A 15,815-nucleotide genomic window follows, 5' to 3' on the forward strand; every position below is an offset into this window, starting at 1 on the left:
GCGTCCCGACGACGTGAGGAGAGCACATGCAGCAGTCCCAGACGGAACACGAATCACTGGCCGCCTATCTGGACGACCATCTGGTCGGAGCAGAGACGGGCGTCCGCCTTTTCACCGCCGCGCAGCGCACCTGGGAGGGATCCCCCTATGAGGAGACCTTCGCGCGGCTCGTGGAGGAGATTTCCGATGAACGCGACGAACTGGAATCCCTGATCCATGCACTGGGCTATTCGCGCAGCAAGGTGAAGGCGGCTGCCGCCATGGTGGGTGCCGCGGCAGGCAAGCTGGGTCCGCTGAATCCGCTCAGCACCGGCGGCGGCGCCACGGGACAGCTGGAACTGGAATCCCTGCAGTCGCTGGTGCGGATGAAGGAATCCCTGTGGCGGACCCTGTTGGTGCTTTCCGCCACGGACCACCGGTTCAACACGGCCCGCCTGCAGGAACTCGCCGAAACCGCCCGCCGTCAGCAGGAAGACGTGGCCGGGGTGATGGAACAGACGGCCGCGCAGCGGTTCCTCGGCTGAGCCGAATCCACCTGCGCAGGATCCAAAAACACCCCCGGCAATCCGCCGGGGGTGTTTTTTGTTTTGAGATCCGTTGGGCGGGGCCCTATTCGGCCGGTTCTTCGTACTTCGGGAAGATGGGCGCCGGAGCCGGCAGCTCCGTGCCCGGCACCAACGGAGTGCCGATGGCGCCGAACAGGCGGGCATCGCCGTCGGGCTGGCCCAGGACGGTGAGCAGCTTCGCCGCGCTCTGAGGCATCACCGGCTGGATCAGGATCGCGACGATCCGCAGGACCTCCAGGGTCACGTAGAGCACCGTGTTCATACGCTCGACGTCGGTCTTCCGCAGCACCCAGGGCGCCTGGTCGGCGAAGTATGCGTTGGTGTCGCCGAGGACCTTCCAGGTGGCTTCCAGGGCGCCGTGGAAATCCTGGACGTCGTACGCCTCGCGGGAAATCCGCAGCAGGTTCCCGGCGGCTTCCAGCAGTGCCGTGTCCTCGGGGGTGAAGGCGCCCGGCTGCGGCACGGCCGCGCCGCAGTTCTTCGCCACCATGGACAGGGAACGCTGGGCCAGGTTGCCCAGGTTGTTGGCGAGGTCGGAGTTCATCCGGCCGACGACGGCGTCGTGGTTGTAGGAGCCGTCCGCGCCAAAGGGCACTTCGCGCAGCAGGAAGAACCGGACCGAGTCCAGCCCGTACTGGTCGGCCCAGGCCTTCGGTGCCACCACGTTGCCCAGGGACTTGGACATCTTGACGCCCTTGTTGTGCAGGAAGCCGTGGATCATGATGCGTTTCGGCAGTTCCAGCTTCGCGGACATCAGGAACGCGGGCCAGAAGATGGCGTGGAAGCGGGAGATGTCCTTGCCGATCACGTGCACATCGGCCGGCCAGTACTTCTTGAAGGTTTCGCTTTCGGTATCGGGGAAGCCGACGCCGGTGAGGTAGTTGGTCAGCGCATCCACCCACACGTACATCACGTGGTCCGGGTTGCCCGGCACCGGGACACCCCAGTCGAAGGTGGTGCGGGAAATGGAGAGGTCTTCCAGGCCGCCCTTGACGAAGCTGATGACTTCGTTGAACCGCGAGCGCGGCGCGGCGAAGTCCGGCTGCGACTCGTAGAGGGCCAGCAGCCGGTCCTGGTAGGCCGAGAGCCGGAAGAAGTAGCTTTCCTCTTCGGTCCAGGTCACCTCGGTGTCTGTCTCCTTGGAGTAGCGGACACCGTCCTCACGGACTTCGGTTTCGTCTTCGTTGTAGTAGGCCTCGTCCCGGACGGAGTACCAGCCGGAGTACTTGGAGAGGTAAATGTCTCCGTTCTCCTCCATCCGCTTCCAGATGGCCTGCGCGGCAGCGTAGTGGTCCGCATCGGTGGTCCGGATGAAGCGGTCATAGGAGGTGCCCATGTCCGCTTCCATCTGCTTGAAGGCGGCGGAGTTGCGGTCCGCGAGTTCCTTGGCGGTCACGCCTTCCTTATCCGCGGACTGCTGCATCTTCAGCCCGTGCTCGTCCGTACCCGTCATAAAGAACACGTCGTAGCCGTCCAGGCGCTTGAAGCGGGCCATGGCGTCTGTGGCGATGTGCTCGTAGGCGTGCCCAATGTGGGGTTCGCCGTTGGGGTAGGAGATGGCCGTGGTGATGTAGAACGGGGTCTGGGAATCGGAAGAAGTCACATAAGAAAATTACCCTGTTTTGCCCGCCGGTGTCGCACTGCAGCGGCGCCGGCCCCGCGGAGGCGGAACCGGCGCCGGACTGCTGGATGCCTGCTGCTAGTCCTGCAGGTCCACTTCCCGGGCCACGGAGGCGCCGATTTCGAGCTTCAGGGCCTCCAGCACATCCTGCGGCACGGAGGAGTCCACGGTCAGCAGGGACAGCGCCTGGCCGCCCTCGGAGTTGCGGGCCACCTGCATGCCGGCAATATTGATGTCCTTTTCCCCCAGGACCCGGCCGAGTGCGCCGATGACGCCGGGACGGTCCTGGTAAATCAGCACAATGAGGTGTTCGCTGATGGGGATTTCCAGGTCGTAGCCGTTCACGCCCACGAGCTTCTGGATCTGTTTGGGACCGGTCAGGGTGCCGGCAACTTCCAGCCGTGTCCCGTCGGACAGGGCACCCCGGATGGTGAGCAGGTTGCGGTAGTCGTCGACGTCCGGCGTGGTGAGCAGCCGCACCTCGATGCCGCGCTGTTCGGCCAGGACCGGGGCGTTCACGTAGGAGACCTGCTCGGACACGATGTCCGTGAAGATCCCCTTCAGTGCTGCCAGTTCCAGCGCCTTCACATCCAGGGCCGCAATCTCGCCGGCCACCTCGATGTCGATGGCGGTCACGGAGTCGTGCGCCAGGGCGGTGAAGATCCGGCCCAGCTTTTCGATCAGCGGGATGCCGGGACGGACGTCCTCGGCAATGATGCCGCCGGCCACGTTCACGGCGTCGGGCACCAGCTCGCCGGCGAGGGCCAGGCGGACGGACTTGGCCACGGAGATGCCGGCCTTTTCCTGGGCTTCGGCGGTGGACGCGCCCAGGTGCGGGGTGACCACCACGTTATCCAGGGCGAAGAAGGGCAGGTCGGTGCTGGGTTCCTTCACAAACACGTCGACGCCGGCGCCGGCAATCGTCCCTGCCTGCAGCGCCTCGTACAGGGCGGCTTCGTCCACGAGCCCGCCGCGGGCCACGTTCACCACGTAGGCGGTGTCCTTCATCTTCGCGAAGGCATCGGCTCCGAGCATCCCCAGGGTTTCCGGGGTCTTCGGCATATGGATGGTCACGAAGTCCGACTCCGCCAGCAGTTCGTCCAGGGACACCAGCCGGACATTCAGCTGTGCGGCGCGGGCCGAGGTGACGTACGGGTCATAGGCGAGGATCTCGGTGCCGAAGCCCTGCATCCGGGCGGCCACCAGGGCGCCGATGCGGCCCAGGCCGATGATGCCGATCTTCTTTTCGAACAGTTCCGTACCGCTGTACTTCGAGCGCTTCCATTCGCCGTTCTTCAGGGCGGCGCTGGCCTGCGGGATGTTCCGGGCCAGGGACAGGATGTGCCCCACGGTCAGTTCCGCTGCGGAGATGATGTTCGACGTCGGCGCGTTGACCACCATCACGCCGGCCTGGGTGGCGGCTTTAATGTCCACGTTGTCCAGACCCACGCCGGCCCGGGCAATCACCTTGAGGTTCCTGGCGGCGGCAATCGCCTCGGCATCCACCTGCGTGGCGGAGCGCACGAGGATGGCGTCGACGTCGGCAATTGCGGACAGGAGCTGGGAGCGGTCGGCGCCGTCGGTCGTGCGGATGTCGAAATCGGGGCCCAGGGCCTCGACGGTGGCGGGCGAGAGTTCCTCCGCAAGGAGTACGACTGGTTTGGTGGCAGACACCGGTGACCTCTTTACACTGGACTATTTCTTTACGCAGGACAGTTGACTGGGGCTTTTCGTGCAGGAGGCCGGACCCGTTGCGGGTCCGGCCTCCTTGCCGTTACGTGCCTTTCGAGCCTATCGCGCAGGCAGCGGCAGAAGACGTATCGGCGCCGGAGATTACTAGCGGGCCACGGAGCCTTCGGTGTAATCGTCGTCGTTTTTGATCCAGGAGAAGAGCTTGCGCAGTTCCCGGCCGGTGGATTCGATGGGGTGCTCCTCGCCCTTCTTCCGCAGTGCCTTGAACTCCGGGGCGCCGGCGTCCTGGTCATCGATGAAGCGCTTGGCGAAGGCACCGTTCTGGATGTCGGCCAGGACGGCCTTCATGTTTTCCTTCACGTGCTCGTCGATGACGCGCGGGCCGGAGACGTAGTCGCCGTATTCGGCGGTGTCCGAGACGCTCCAGCGCTGCTTGGCGATGCCGCCTTCGACCATCAGGTCCACGATCAGCTTCAGTTCGTGCAGCACCTCGAAGTAGGCGACCTCCGGCTGGTAGCCGGCTTCGGTCAGGGTTTCGAAGCCGTACTGGATCAGCTGCGACGCGCCGCCGCAGAGTACCGCCTGCTCGCCGAAGAGGTCCGTTTCGGTCTCTTCGGTGAAGGTGGTCTCGATGACGCCGGCACGGGTGCCGCCGATGGCCTTGGCGTAGGACAGGGCCAGTTCCTTGGCGGTTCCGGAGGGGTTCTGCTCGACGGCGATCAGGTCCGGGACGCCGCGGCCGGCTTCGAATTCGCGGCGCACAATGTGTCCGGGACCCTTGGGTGCCACGAGCGCGACGTCGACGTCGGCCGGCGGCTGGATGTAGCCGTAGCGGATGTTGAAGCCGTGGCCGAAGAACAGAGCGTCGCCGGCCTGCAGGTTCGGAGCGATGTCCTCCGCGTAGACAAAGCGCTGGACCTGGTCCGGGGTGAGCACCATGATCAGGTCGGCTTCGGCTACGGCGTCCGCCACGTTGAGGACCCGCAGGCCTTCGGCTTCGGCCTTGGCGCGGGAAGCCGAACCTTCCTTGAGGCCGACGCGGACGTCCACGCCGGAGTCGCGCAGGCTGAGGGCGTGGGCGTGGCCCTGGCTTCCATAGCCGATGACCGCGACGGTGCGGCCCTGGATGATGGACAGGTCGGCGTCGTCGTCGTAGTACATGTCAGTCACTTTGGTTATCTCCTACTGGTTTCTGAGGCTAAGGGTCTGGGGGTGGAACTCAGGCGCTGCGCAGCGCGCGGTCGCTCATGGACTTTGAGCCGCGGGCAACGGCCAGGGTTCCGGACTGGACTATTTCGCGGATGCCGAAGGGCTCAAGCACCGAAAGCAGTGCGTTGAGCTTCTCGGCGGTGCCGGTGGCCTCGACGATGAGCGAGTCGGTGGAAACATCCACTACCGAAGCGCGGAACAGCTCGGCTGCCTGGGTTACCTGCAGCCGGGTTGCGGCATCCGCACGGACCTTGACCAGGATGTGGTCCCGCTGTACGGAGGAATCGGGAACCAGCTCGACAATCTTGATGACGTTGATGAGCTTGTTCAGCTGTTTGGTGACCTGCTCGAGCAGGTCGCCTTCGGCGTCGACCACCACGGTGATGCGGGACATGCCCGGAACTTCCGAGGGACCCACGGCCAGGGAATTGATGTTGAAGGCCCGGCGGGCAAACAGCGACGCCACCCGGGTCAGCACGCCGGGAACGTCTTCCACCAGCACGGAAAGGGTATGACGGGCCATGTCCTAGTCCTCCTCTTCCCATTTGGGGGTCATATTGCGGGCAATCTGGATCAGGTCGTTGCTGACCCCGGTCGGAACCATCGGCCACACCATGGAGTCGCGGCTGACCACGAAGTCGATGACGACGGGGCGGTCGTTGATCTCCAGGGCCTTCGCAATGGTCGCGTCGATGTCCTCATCGCGTTCACAGCGCAGGCCCACGCAGCCGTAGGCTTCGGCGAGCTTGACGAAGTCCGGCACCCGTACGGTGTCATGCCCGGTGTTGAGGTCCGTGTTGGAGTAGCGGGACTCGTAGAAGAGGGTCTGCCACTGCCGGACCATGCCCAGCGAGGAGTTGTTGATGATGGCAACCTTGATCGGGATGTTGTTGATCAGGCAGGTGGCCAGTTCCTGGTTGGTCATCTGGAAACAGCCGTCACCATCGATGGCCCAGACCACCCGGTCCGGTGCACCCACCTTGGCGCCCATGGCTGCCGGTACGGAGTAGCCCATGGTGCCGAGGCCGCCGGAGTTGAGCCACGCGCGGGGGCGTTCGTACTTGATGAACTGGGCGGACCACATCTGGTGCTGGCCCACACCGGCTACATAGACACCCTCGGGGCCGGTCATGGCACCGATGCGTTCGATCACCTTCTGCGGGGCGATCAACCCGTCTTCGGGAGTGGCATAGCCGATCGGATAGGTTTCGCGCAGCCGGTCCAGCACCGCCCACCAGGCGGAAATATCCGGCTTCCCCGCTTCAAACTGTCCGCGCAGGGCGTCGGCCAGCTCGGGCATGATTTCCTTCACCGAGCCGACAATCGGCACATCCGCCGGCCGGTTCTTGGAGATTTCCGCCGGGTCGATGTCCGCATGGATGACCTTGGCGGCGGGTGCGAAGGAGCTCAGTACACCGGTGACCCGGTCGTCGAAGCGGGCGCCGAGGGTGATGAGCAGGTCCGACTGCTGCAGGGCGGTCACCGCCGACACCGCGCCGTGCATTCCCGGCATTCCGACGTGCTGCGGGTGCGAATCGGGGAACACACCACGGGCCATCAAAGTGGTGACCACAGGAGCGCCCACCAGTTCGGCCAGTTCGAGCAGCTCTTCCGAGGCATTGGCCTTCAGCACGCCGCCGCCCACGTAGAACACCGGCCGCTGCGAAGCGGCAATCAGGCGGGCAGCTTCACGGACCTGCTTGGAATGGCCGCGGACCACCGTGCGGTAGCCCTGCAGGTCAATCTTCGGCGGCCAGGAGAACGTGGTCTTCGCCTGCTGGGCGTCCTTGGCGATGTCCACGAGGACCGGTCCGGGGCGTCCCGACGTCGCAATGTGGAAGGCCTCGGCCAGCACCCGGGGAATGTCGGCGGCGTCCGTCAGGAGGTAGGAGTGCTTGGTGATGGGCATCGTGATGCCCACGATGTCGGCTTCCTGGAAGGCGTCTGAACCAATGAAGGCGCTGGAGACCTGGCCGGTGATGGCGACCATCGGCACCGAGTCCATGTGGGCATCGGCGATGGCGGTGACGAGGTTGGTGGCTCCGGGTCCCGAGGTCACGATGCAGACACCGGCACGCCCGGTCACCATCGCGTAGCCCTCGGCTGCGTGCCCGGCACCCTGTTCGTGGCGCACGAGGATGTGCCGGATCTTTTTGGAATCCATCAGGGGATCGTAGGTGGGCAGGATGGCGCCGCCGGGCAGGCCGAAGACTTCGTCGACGCCGAGTTCCTCCAGCGAACGGACGATGGCGGAGGAACCTGTCATTTCGGTGGGCGGAACAATGTTGTTGGGCCCCTGGATACGCTCATCCGCTTCCGTGGAGGAGGCCACGGAACTGGCTACGTCTTTGGTTTTGGCCGCCGCCGCGCGTGCAGCGGCATTTGCCTTTGAGGCCATCAGCGAAGGGCTGATTGGCGATCCCTTACTCATCGGAACTTCCTTTGCGGATGCTAATCCATGGTCAATGCGGTCAAGCGGCGGCCGGCCCGGGTGGTACCCGGTACGGCTTCTGTGTTCAGCGAAGCCAAAACTGACGATGCCAATAAAAAAACCCCTCGTGCCTGTTGGCTCCGTAGGGGTTCGCGCGTGACGTCTTAGACAAGTCGGGCTGTTACGCCACGCGCTTGATAAGGACGACGGGTACGATCTGCATACCGTTCAGTCTCGCGTTCCCCTGCGGGGGTGTCAATCATATGAGACCTCAGTCTCATAATGTGGACCTGGGCGACCCGGGTTTGGATTCCCTTCCCACTCAGGGCGGCAGGGCTTAATAAGGGTGAAACCCTTTAGGGGCCCCATACGTCAGGCGCTCCAGCGCCTGACGTATGGGGAAGGGTTTCACCCGCAGTACGCCCCGGTGGAAGCCGAGTTGACCAGCTTGGTGTACTTGCCCAGGACGCCGGTGGTGAACTTGCCCGGCAGCGGCTGCCAGCCGACCTTGCGGGCCTCGAGTTCCTCCGGGTCCACCAGCAGGTCGAAGCTGCGGGCGGCAATGTCCACCCGGATCCGGTCACCGTCGTGCACAAAGGCGATGGGGCCGCCGTCGACCGCTTCCGGTGCCACGTGGCCGATGCACAGCCCGGTGGTGCCGCCGGAGAACCGGCCGTCGGTGAGCAGCAGGACATCCTTGCCCAGCCCGGCACCCTTGATGGCTCCGGTGATCGCCAGCATTTCGCGCATGCCCGGTCCGCCCTTGGGGCCTTCGTAGCGGATGACGACGACGTCGCCGGCATGGATCTGCCCGGCGTCGAGCGCGTCGAGGGCGCCCTGCTCACGCTCGAACACGCGGGCGGTGCCTTCGAAGACGTCGGCGTCGAAGCCGGCGCTCTTGACCACGGCACCTTCCGGAGCCATGGAGCCGTGCAGGATGGTGATGCCGCCGGTCCTGTGGATCGGATTGTCCATCGCGCGCAGGACCTTGCCGTCGGGGTCCGGCGGGTTGATGGCCGCCAGGTTCTCCGCCACGGTCTTGCCGGTGACGGTGAGGCAGTCGCCGTGGATCAGGCCGGCGTCGAGCAGTGCCTTCATGATGACCGGAACGCCGCCGATCTTGTCGACGTCGTGCATCACGTAGCGGCCGAACGGCTTCAGGTCGCCCAGGTGCGGGATGCGGTCGCCGATGCGGTTGAAGTCTTCCAGCGTGAGGTCCACGTGCGCCTCGCGGGCAATGGCCAGCAGGTGCAGCACGGCGTTGGTGGAGCCGCCGAAGGCCATCGTGACCGCGATGGCGTTTTCGAAGGCCTTCTTCGTCATGATGTCGCGGGCGGTGATGCCCTTGCGGAGCAGGTTGACCACGGCTTCGCCGGATTTGCGGGCGAAATCGTCGCGGCGGCGGTCGGCGGAGGGCGGCGCGGCGGAGCCGGGAAGGGACATGCCCAGCGCCTCGCCGATGCAGGCCATGGTGTTGGCGGTGTACATGCCGCCGCAGGCGCCTTCGCCGGGGCAGATGGCCCGCTCGATGGTGTCCAGGTCCTTGAGGCTCATCTTGCCCGCGGCGCAGGCGCCGACGGCTTCGAAGGCGTCGATGAGCGTGACTTCGCGCTCCGTGCCGTCTTCCATCCTGGCGAAGCCGGGCATGATCGAACCGGCGTAGAGGAAGACGCTGGCGAGGTCCAGCCGTGCCGCGGCCATCAGCATGCCCGGCAGGGACTTGTCGCAGCCGGCCAGCAGGATGGAGCCGTCCAGGCGCTCGGCCATCATCACGGTTTCCACCGAATCGGCAATGACCTCGCGGGAGACGAGGGAGAAGTGCATGCCCTCGTGGCCCATGGAGATGCCGTCGGAAACGGAGATGGTGCCGAACTGCATGGGGAACCCACCGCCGGCGTGCACCCCTTCCTTGGCACCCTGGGCCAGCCGGTTCAGTGACAGGTTGCAGGGAGTGATCTCGTTCCAGGAACTGGCGACGCCGATCTGCGGCTTCGCGAAGTCGTCGTCTCCCATCCCTACGGCACGGAACATGCCGCGGGCAGGTGCCGCGTGGATGCCGTCAGTGACTACTCGACTGCGGGGCTTGATGTCCGGTGTGTTGTCTCCGCTCATGGGTAGATCGTAGGACTTAAGGCCAGTTGCTTCGCCCTTGTGACGGACAGAGGCACCGGTTGTTACGGCCTGTGAACAGCGGATGAAGTTCTGGGTCACGGCCGCAGCGGGCTTCCCCGATCGGGGGACAGTGTTCATAGACTGGGGGTATGACAACAGGATCCATGGGTCCGGACGCAGACACTGCGCCGGAGGCCCCCACCAGTGATCACCTGAAGCTGGTGCTGCGCCGCGTCTTCGAATCCCAGATTCCCAACTATGGGGACTACAACCTGGTGTTGGCCACGCCGGCACTCGACGGGGAAACCGGTTTCTATGTGCTTGGCTACCGCTGGCGTCCAGCCGAGGTGGTGTTCGCTCCGTTCGACGTCGACTCCCTCGCCGCGCTGGAAGCACCCACCTCGGTGAACACGACCAACCTCAGCCACACGGACGAGCTGGACACGGACGCCTACGAGGTGGGCACAAGCACCGGCCGCGTTTTCCAGTTCGCCGTCGAACCGCAGGCCGCGCTGCCGGCCACCGCAACAGAGAGCGAGCGCCTGCTGGAGCAGGCCGCGGACTGGGAGGATTTCTGCTCCTTCGTGGACTCCTACCTGGAACTGGCGTAACGCCCCAGGTCTTCTCCTAGCCCCAGGGGCCGGGGCGGACCAGGTTCAGCGGCTCCTGTCCTTCCGCCAGCCGGCGTACCTGCTTCCGCAGGAGCGCCTTGATCCGCGGCTCGAACGCCGCAGTGTTCCCGCCCCAGTGCGGGGTAATGATGGCCCCGGGCGCCTGCCGCAGGGGATGGTCCGCCGGCAGGGGTTCCGGATCGAAGACATCGAGAGCCGCGCGCAGCCTTCCGGATACCACTTCCTTGGTCAGGGCCCCGCTGTCCACGACGGCACCGCGGGCAACATTGACCACCAAGGCCCCGTCCGGCAGGGCGGCCAGGACGCGGGCGTCGATTAGGTGGCGGGTCTGCCCGTCCAGCGGCGTGATGACCACCAGGATCTCCGCCCGGGCCGCCAGATCGACCAGTTCGTCCGTCCCGTGCACGGCGCCGTCGTCGTCCGTCCGGGCCGTGCGGCCCACTCGGGTGAGTTCGACGTCGAAGGGGTTCAGGCGTGCGGCGATCTCACGGCCGATGCCGCCCGCCCCCACCAGGAGCACCCGCCGGTCGGCCAGGCCCGGGTACCGGACCGCCTCCCAGCGGCCCTCATGCTGGGCAGCCAATGCATCGTCGATGCCCCGCTGTGCGGTCAGGATCAGGGTCAGTGCCATCTCGGCAGTGGCTGCGGCATGGACCCCGGCGGCGCTGGCGATTGCGGTCTGCTCCCCCACGAGTTCGGGCAGCCCGTCGTAGCCCGTGGACTGCGCCTGCAGGAGCAGCAGGTGGGGTACCCGCTGCAGCGCTTCGCCATAGTCGGATCCGTTGGCGTAGGGCAGGACTACGGCGTCGATCTCCGGGTACTCCAGCCCCTCGGGCTCGTGGATCAGGTCCCACACGGCCGCGCGCATGCCCTCGGGCAGCGGCTGCAGGGCATCAAGCAGTTCGGGGGTAGGTACGGTCAGGGTCCGCACCGGGACGCTGCGGGGAGTCGAATCGGACATGCCAGACAGCGTAGCGGCTGGGACGGCGGACGGCAGGCCAGCAGCCGCTATCCCGGCTATGGACAGCGGCAGGCGCCCGCCGTAACGTGAAAAACGTGCCGTCCGCCGACCAAAGGATGCCGCCGTGCCTCGGAAATCACTTCTCTTCACAGCATTGGGGATCGGCTCCGCTGCGGCGGTCTGGGCGGCCCGAACGGTGGTGCGGATGCTGGACCGGCGTCCGCTCCGGCTGGCGGCGGGTCTGGACACTGCCGGACTGGCCGAACCCGATCTGCCGGTTACCCCGGTGCCGCGCGATGCCGTCACCACGGTGACCACCGGTGACCCCGCGTCGGACCTGCCCGACCGGACCTGGGTGGTGGACGAGGGAACCGGCTGGGACGGGAATCCGGGTGAACTGGTGGTCCTCCCCCACTCCCGGCAGCCGCCGGAAGGGGAGCCGCCGGAACGGGATAAACAGTGAGACGGGACACATATGCCGCCGGGATTTCGTTCTCCGGCGGAACTGCTGGTAATGTTTCATGTCGTTGCTGATGGCGGCTGCGGAAGAAAAACCGCCGGTATCCATCGCTTCGAATGCGCACCTCTAGCTCAATTGGCAGAGCAATTGACTCTTAATCAATGGGTTCCGGGTTCAAGTCCCGGGGGGTGCACCAACAACCCCGTCCGCTCAGGCTCAACGCCTGGCCGGGCGGGGTTTTTCGTTGTCCGGAGGCCGCCGCGGCAGGCGGTGCCGTTTCGCGCCGGGGCGCCGGACATGGTAGTGTTTCATGTCGTTGCGGAGAACGAACGGTGCCTCACGGCGCAGGTCTTCCGTCCAGCAAAGCACGCACCTCTAGCTCAATTGGCAGAGCAATTGACTCTTAATCAATGGGTTCCGGGTTCAAGTCCCGGGGGGTGCACCAACGAAAGACCCCGTCCGATCCGGCTGTTTGCCGGTCAGGGCGGGGTCTTTTGCTGTCTCCCCCGGGCTACGCAGCCTCAGCACGCCAGAGATACGGCGTTGTGGTGGACACTTTGCGGAAGCCTGAACGCTCCAGGATGGGACGGGAGTACTCCGTTGAATCGCTGTTGATCAGGGTCTTACCCGCGGCCAGGGCAGAACGGGCACGGGCTGCGGTGAGGGCACGGTAGATCCCCCGGCCCCGCCAGCCCTCCCGGGTTGCGCCGCCCCAGATACCGGCGAACTCCGTACCCTGCACCGGTTCCAGCCGTCCGGTGCTGATAATCGTTCCGCCGCTTTCCGCCACCCAGAGTTCCATCCCGTCACCGCGGGACAACCGGTGAAGGAGGGAGTCTGCCGTCGCCGGGGACACCGGATCTCCAAACACCTCATCCGCCATGGCACTCATCGCACGGACATCCTCCTCCTCCGTCACCCGCCGGAGGGCGACGCCGGCGGGCAGCTCGACGTCCACCGCGAGATCGGCGGCGCGCCCGATCATGATCGATTCGGGTTCCCCCGGCTCAAAGCCGTTCCGGACGAGGGCCCTGTGCAGGCCGGGCGCCCGGTCATGGCCCCGGGTCTTCCACTCCACCTGGTTGATCTCCGGATTGCTCCGGAAGTGCGCGAGTGCCGCGGCGACCCAGCCTGCAATGGTTCCGGCGTCCGCCCCGTCCAGATCGGCGTAGGTGATGAAGCCCCGGCCGCCGCCGAACGTCACCAGGCGCAGCGGTCCCAGCCGGTCGACGGCGGCTGCGCCCGGTGTTTCGGCGTCGGTGCGCAGCTGGGAGTCGTAGGCGGCAAGGAGATCCGTGGATGAGGGCATGGGACCACAGCCTACCGCCGGTGCGGGAACTCCCCTTAGTTTCCCTTGACGTTCACGATCTGGCGGAGCACATGCTTTACCGTGACCAGGTCCTTGGCGTCCGCCATTACGGCGTCAATGTCCTTGTACGCGGCGGGAATCTCATCAATGAAGGCCGGAGTGTCCCGGAACTCAATCCCCTTCATGGCCTTCCGCAGCTGCTTCTGGCTGAATGTCTTCCGCGCCTTGTTCCGTGAATACTCACGGCCCGCGCCGTGGGGCGCGGAGTTCAGCGACGGCGCGTAGCCCTTGCCTTCCACCACGTACGACGCCGTGCCCATGGATCCGGGAATCAGCCCGGGGCGCCCCGGTGAAGCGTCGATGGCGCCCTTGCGGGAAAGCCAGACGTCCCGGCCGTAGTGGTGCTCCACCTCGGTGTAGTTGTGGTGGCAGTTAATCCGCTCCCGCTCCTGCACCGGCTCACTGGTCCACGCGCTGAAACACCCGATGACGCGGTCCATCATTTCCTCGCGGTTGAGCAGGGCGAACTTCTGCGCCCACATCAGTTCCGCAATGTACCGGTCGAATTCCGCGGTCCCCTCCTGAAGATAGGCCAGGTCCCGGTCGGGCAGGTCGATGGAGCGCTTCCCACAGTAGTTCTGTGCCGCCCAGATATGCTGCTGTGCGATCTTGTTTCCGACGCCGCGCGAGCCCGAATGGAGGAACAGCCAGACGGCGTCCTCTTCGTCCAGGGAGACTTCGATGAAGTGGTTTCCCGAGCCCAGGGTGCCCAGCTGCAGCCGCCAGCCTTTGAGATAGGACGCGGGGTCAAAGCCGGCGGCAGCGGCGTCGTCGGCCAATTCCTCGACCCGCGGACGTGCCGACCGTGTGAGGCTGCGGTTGTTGTTCCCTGCCGAGAGCGGAATGGCGTGCTCTATCGCTTCACGGAGCACCCGCCGGTTTTTCCCGGCAATGTCCCCAGCCGAATGCTGGGTGCGGACGGCGATCATGCCGCAGCCGATATCGACGCCGACGGCCGCGGGGATGATGGCCCCCAGTGTGGGGATCACTGATCCGACAGCCGCCCCTTTCCCCAAATGGGCGTCCGGCATGGAGGCCAGATGCGGATAGATAAACGGCATCCGGGACGTTTTCTGATTCTGCTCCAGGGTTCCGTCATCAATGACGCTCGCGAAGTTGATGTACTTTCCGTTGACCTTCTGCTCCACTGCCGCCCTCCCCTACCTTGCCCACCTTTGACGCCGGCGGGCAGAACGGAAGAGGAGGCACATCCGGGTGGATGTGCCTCCTCTTTACATGTCCTACGTTTCGCGCTGCGGTCAGCGGCTGTCTGCCGTGGCTTCCGTAGCTTCCGTGGCTTCCGGCAGGATCACCAGCCCGCTTTCGGGCGGGACCGGGAGCCCGGGCACGTCGACTCCGACCTGCCACCGCGGGTTGCCCAGTTCGGTGATGACGTTCCGCAGCTGGCCGCGGAGCGCATCGGACAACAGTTCGCCACCCTCCAGCAGGGTGCGCTCAATGTTCTGGGCTTCGCGCAGGGCCTCTACACCCTGGGCGGTGATGGTCACCATATGGCTGCGCTTGTCGAGGTCATTGCGCACACGGCTGACATGGCCATGGGTCTCGAGGCGGGCCAGGGTCTTACCCATGGTCTGGGCCTGTACGCGCACCAGCTGCGCCAGGCGGGCCTGGGTCATCGGTCCCTGAGAATCCAGAACGCCCAGGGCGATAACACCCGCATGGGTCAGTCCAATGCTGACGAGCCGCTCGTTCCAGGCATGCTCTACCAGGCGGGCTGCTGTCGACAGCAGACGACCGGTGGGCCAACGCTCCATATCCGGCATAAAATAAAACTCTTCCTCTCGGCGACGGATCCGTCCGCACCAATCAGCTGGGGAAAGGTGCTGTGCAGAAATTGCAGGGCAACAGTCAGTTTGCTGATTATGGACCGATCCACAGTCTAGGATAGCCACCGCGCGTTGGAATGTCGCCTTACGACACCCCACCGGCGAAATCGATACCAAGGAGACACCTCATGCCACGCCTCAGCCCGGACGAAACCGCCCCGGAATTCGCTCTCCCTGCCGCCGACGGCACCACCGTTTCCCTGGCGGACCTGCGCGGCAGCAGCACCATTGTGTATTTCTATCCGGCCGCGGCCACTCCCGGCTGCACCAAGGAGGCCTGCGACTTCCGTGACAACCTGAACAGCCTCAAAGGCGCCGGTTACACCGTCCTGGGCATCTCCCCCGACCCGGTCGGGAAGCTGGAAAAGTTTGCAGCATCCGAGGACCTGAACTTTCCGCTGCTCTCCGACGCCGACCACGCTGTGGCCGAAGCCTATGGCGCTTGGGGCGAGAAGAAGAACTACGGCCGCACCTATGAGGGGCTGATCCGGTCCACCGTGGTGGTGGATCCCGAAGGCAAGGTCGCTCTGGCCCAGTACAACGTCAAAGCCACCGGCCACGTTGCCAAGCTCCGGCGCGATCTGGGGCTCGACTAACCTCGGGTAGACTAAAACCGGTTTCCCGGCGGCGCGTAACGCCTGCAGGGAAAATCGGCGCGAGTGGCGGAATTGGTAGACGCGCTGGATTTAGGTTCCAGTGTCTTCGGACGTGTGGGTTCAAGTCCCTCCTCGCGCACTAAACATCAAAGCCCCGGTCTTCGGACCGGGGCTTTTTGTATGTCCGGGTAAACTCCTCCGGCCGGACGTGACCGAATCGTGACCACGCCGACGGTGATGAATGTCACGTAACAGAAACACTTCCCCATTAGGCTCTGTCCATACGTTTGTGTCCGAGGACACAAGCGGGCCGGCTTTC

14 protein-coding genes and 3 tRNA genes are annotated in these 15,815 nt (G+C 65.3%); 7 read left to right on the forward strand and 10 right to left on the reverse strand.

What is annotated here, in order from left to right; all coding sequences use genetic code 11:
* The first annotated feature begins 26 nt into the window (after positions 1–26).
* Positions 27–524 (forward strand): hypothetical protein, encoded by a 498-nt coding sequence (locus tag QNO10_RS09460; protein ID WP_229950817.1) that lies wholly within the window; start codon positions 27–29, stop codon positions 522–524.
* Between the two features lie 85 nt (positions 525–609).
* Here QNO10_RS09460 and metG read toward each other — a convergent pair whose 3' ends face one another.
* From metG to ilvD, 6 genes are all read right to left on the reverse strand, one after another.
* On the reverse strand, positions 610–2,169 hold the full coding sequence (metG, locus tag QNO10_RS09465) for a methionine--tRNA ligase (protein WP_229950816.1): 1,560 nt from the start codon (positions 2,167–2,169) through the stop codon (positions 610–612).
* A 96-nt stretch (positions 2,170–2,265) separates the two neighbouring features.
* Positions 2,266–3,861, reverse strand: coding sequence for a phosphoglycerate dehydrogenase (gene serA / locus QNO10_RS09470; protein ID WP_229950815.1), 1,596 nt, complete (start codon positions 3,859–3,861; stop codon positions 2,266–2,268).
* 162 nt (positions 3,862–4,023) lie between these two features.
* Entirely contained in the window at positions 4,024–5,049 is a 1,026-nt protein-coding gene (gene ilvC / locus QNO10_RS09475; RefSeq protein WP_229950813.1) for a ketol-acid reductoisomerase, read from the reverse strand.
* A 49-nt stretch (positions 5,050–5,098) separates the two neighbouring features.
* Positions 5,099–5,611 carry an acetolactate synthase small subunit gene (gene ilvN, locus QNO10_RS09480; protein WP_229950812.1) on the reverse strand — a complete coding sequence of 171 codons (513 nt, stop codon included), beginning with the start codon at positions 5,609–5,611 and terminating at the stop codon, positions 5,099–5,101.
* A 3-nt stretch (positions 5,612–5,614) separates the two neighbouring features.
* Positions 5,615–7,519, reverse strand: a complete 1,905-nt coding sequence (locus QNO10_RS09485) for an acetolactate synthase large subunit (protein ID WP_229950810.1) — start codon at positions 7,517–7,519, stop codon at positions 5,615–5,617.
* 408 nt (positions 7,520–7,927) lie between these two features.
* Positions 7,928–9,631 carry a dihydroxy-acid dehydratase gene (gene ilvD, locus QNO10_RS09490; protein WP_229950808.1) on the reverse strand — a complete coding sequence of 568 codons (1,704 nt, stop codon included), beginning with the start codon at positions 9,629–9,631 and terminating at the stop codon, positions 7,928–7,930.
* 149 nt (positions 9,632–9,780) lie between these two features.
* Between ilvD and QNO10_RS09495 the strand changes: the two genes are divergently transcribed.
* Positions 9,781–10,242, forward strand: a complete 462-nt coding sequence (locus QNO10_RS09495; RefSeq protein WP_229950806.1) for a hypothetical protein — start codon at positions 9,781–9,783, stop codon at positions 10,240–10,242.
* Positions 10,243–10,258: 16 nt separating this feature from the next.
* On the opposite strand, the gene QNO10_RS09500 is transcribed toward QNO10_RS09495, so the two are convergent.
* Positions 10,259–11,224, reverse strand: coding sequence for a 2-hydroxyacid dehydrogenase (locus QNO10_RS09500; RefSeq protein ID WP_229950804.1), 966 nt, complete (start codon positions 11,222–11,224; stop codon positions 10,259–10,261).
* 124 nt (positions 11,225–11,348) lie between these two features.
* Between QNO10_RS09500 and QNO10_RS09505 the strand changes: the two genes are divergently transcribed.
* The 3 genes from QNO10_RS09505 (at position 11,349) to QNO10_RS09515 (ending at position 12,129) form a co-directional block, all read left to right on the forward strand.
* On the forward strand, positions 11,349–11,687 hold the full coding sequence (locus tag QNO10_RS09505; protein WP_229950802.1) for a hypothetical protein: 339 nt from the start codon (positions 11,349–11,351) through the stop codon (positions 11,685–11,687).
* A gap of 117 nt (positions 11,688–11,804) precedes the next feature.
* Positions 11,805–11,880: transfer RNA gene (locus QNO10_RS09510), tRNA-Lys, on the forward strand.
* Between the two features lie 173 nt (positions 11,881–12,053).
* Positions 12,054–12,129 (forward strand) — tRNA-Lys (locus QNO10_RS09515).
* A 66-nt stretch (positions 12,130–12,195) separates the two neighbouring features.
* On the opposite strand, the gene QNO10_RS09520 is transcribed toward QNO10_RS09515, so the two are convergent.
* From QNO10_RS09520 to QNO10_RS09530, 3 genes are all read right to left on the reverse strand, one after another.
* Entirely contained in the window at positions 12,196–12,993 is a 798-nt protein-coding gene (locus tag QNO10_RS09520; RefSeq protein WP_229950799.1) for a GNAT family N-acetyltransferase, read from the reverse strand.
* Positions 12,994–13,028: 35 nt separating this feature from the next.
* The gene (locus tag QNO10_RS09525; protein ID WP_229950797.1) at positions 13,029–14,201 is read right to left on the reverse strand and encodes an RtcB family protein; all 1,173 of its coding nucleotides are present in this window, start codon (positions 14,199–14,201) and stop codon (positions 13,029–13,031) included.
* Between the two features lie 111 nt (positions 14,202–14,312).
* The gene (locus QNO10_RS09530; protein ID WP_229950795.1) at positions 14,313–14,837 is read right to left on the reverse strand and encodes a MarR family winged helix-turn-helix transcriptional regulator; all 525 of its coding nucleotides are present in this window, start codon (positions 14,835–14,837) and stop codon (positions 14,313–14,315) included.
* 191 nt (positions 14,838–15,028) lie between these two features.
* Between QNO10_RS09530 and bcp the strand changes: the two genes are divergently transcribed.
* Together bcp and QNO10_RS09540 are read left to right on the forward strand one after the other, a co-directional pair.
* Positions 15,029–15,496 (forward strand): thioredoxin-dependent thiol peroxidase, encoded by a 468-nt coding sequence (gene bcp / locus QNO10_RS09535; RefSeq protein ID WP_229950794.1) that lies wholly within the window; start codon positions 15,029–15,031, stop codon positions 15,494–15,496.
* A gap of 57 nt (positions 15,497–15,553) precedes the next feature.
* Positions 15,554–15,635, forward strand: a tRNA-Leu gene (locus tag QNO10_RS09540).
* Positions 15,636–15,815 lie beyond the last annotated feature (180 nt).

This window comes from Arthrobacter sp. zg-Y919, assembly GCF_030142045.1.
GTDB lineage: Bacteria > Actinomycetota > Actinomycetes > Actinomycetales > Micrococcaceae > Arthrobacter_B.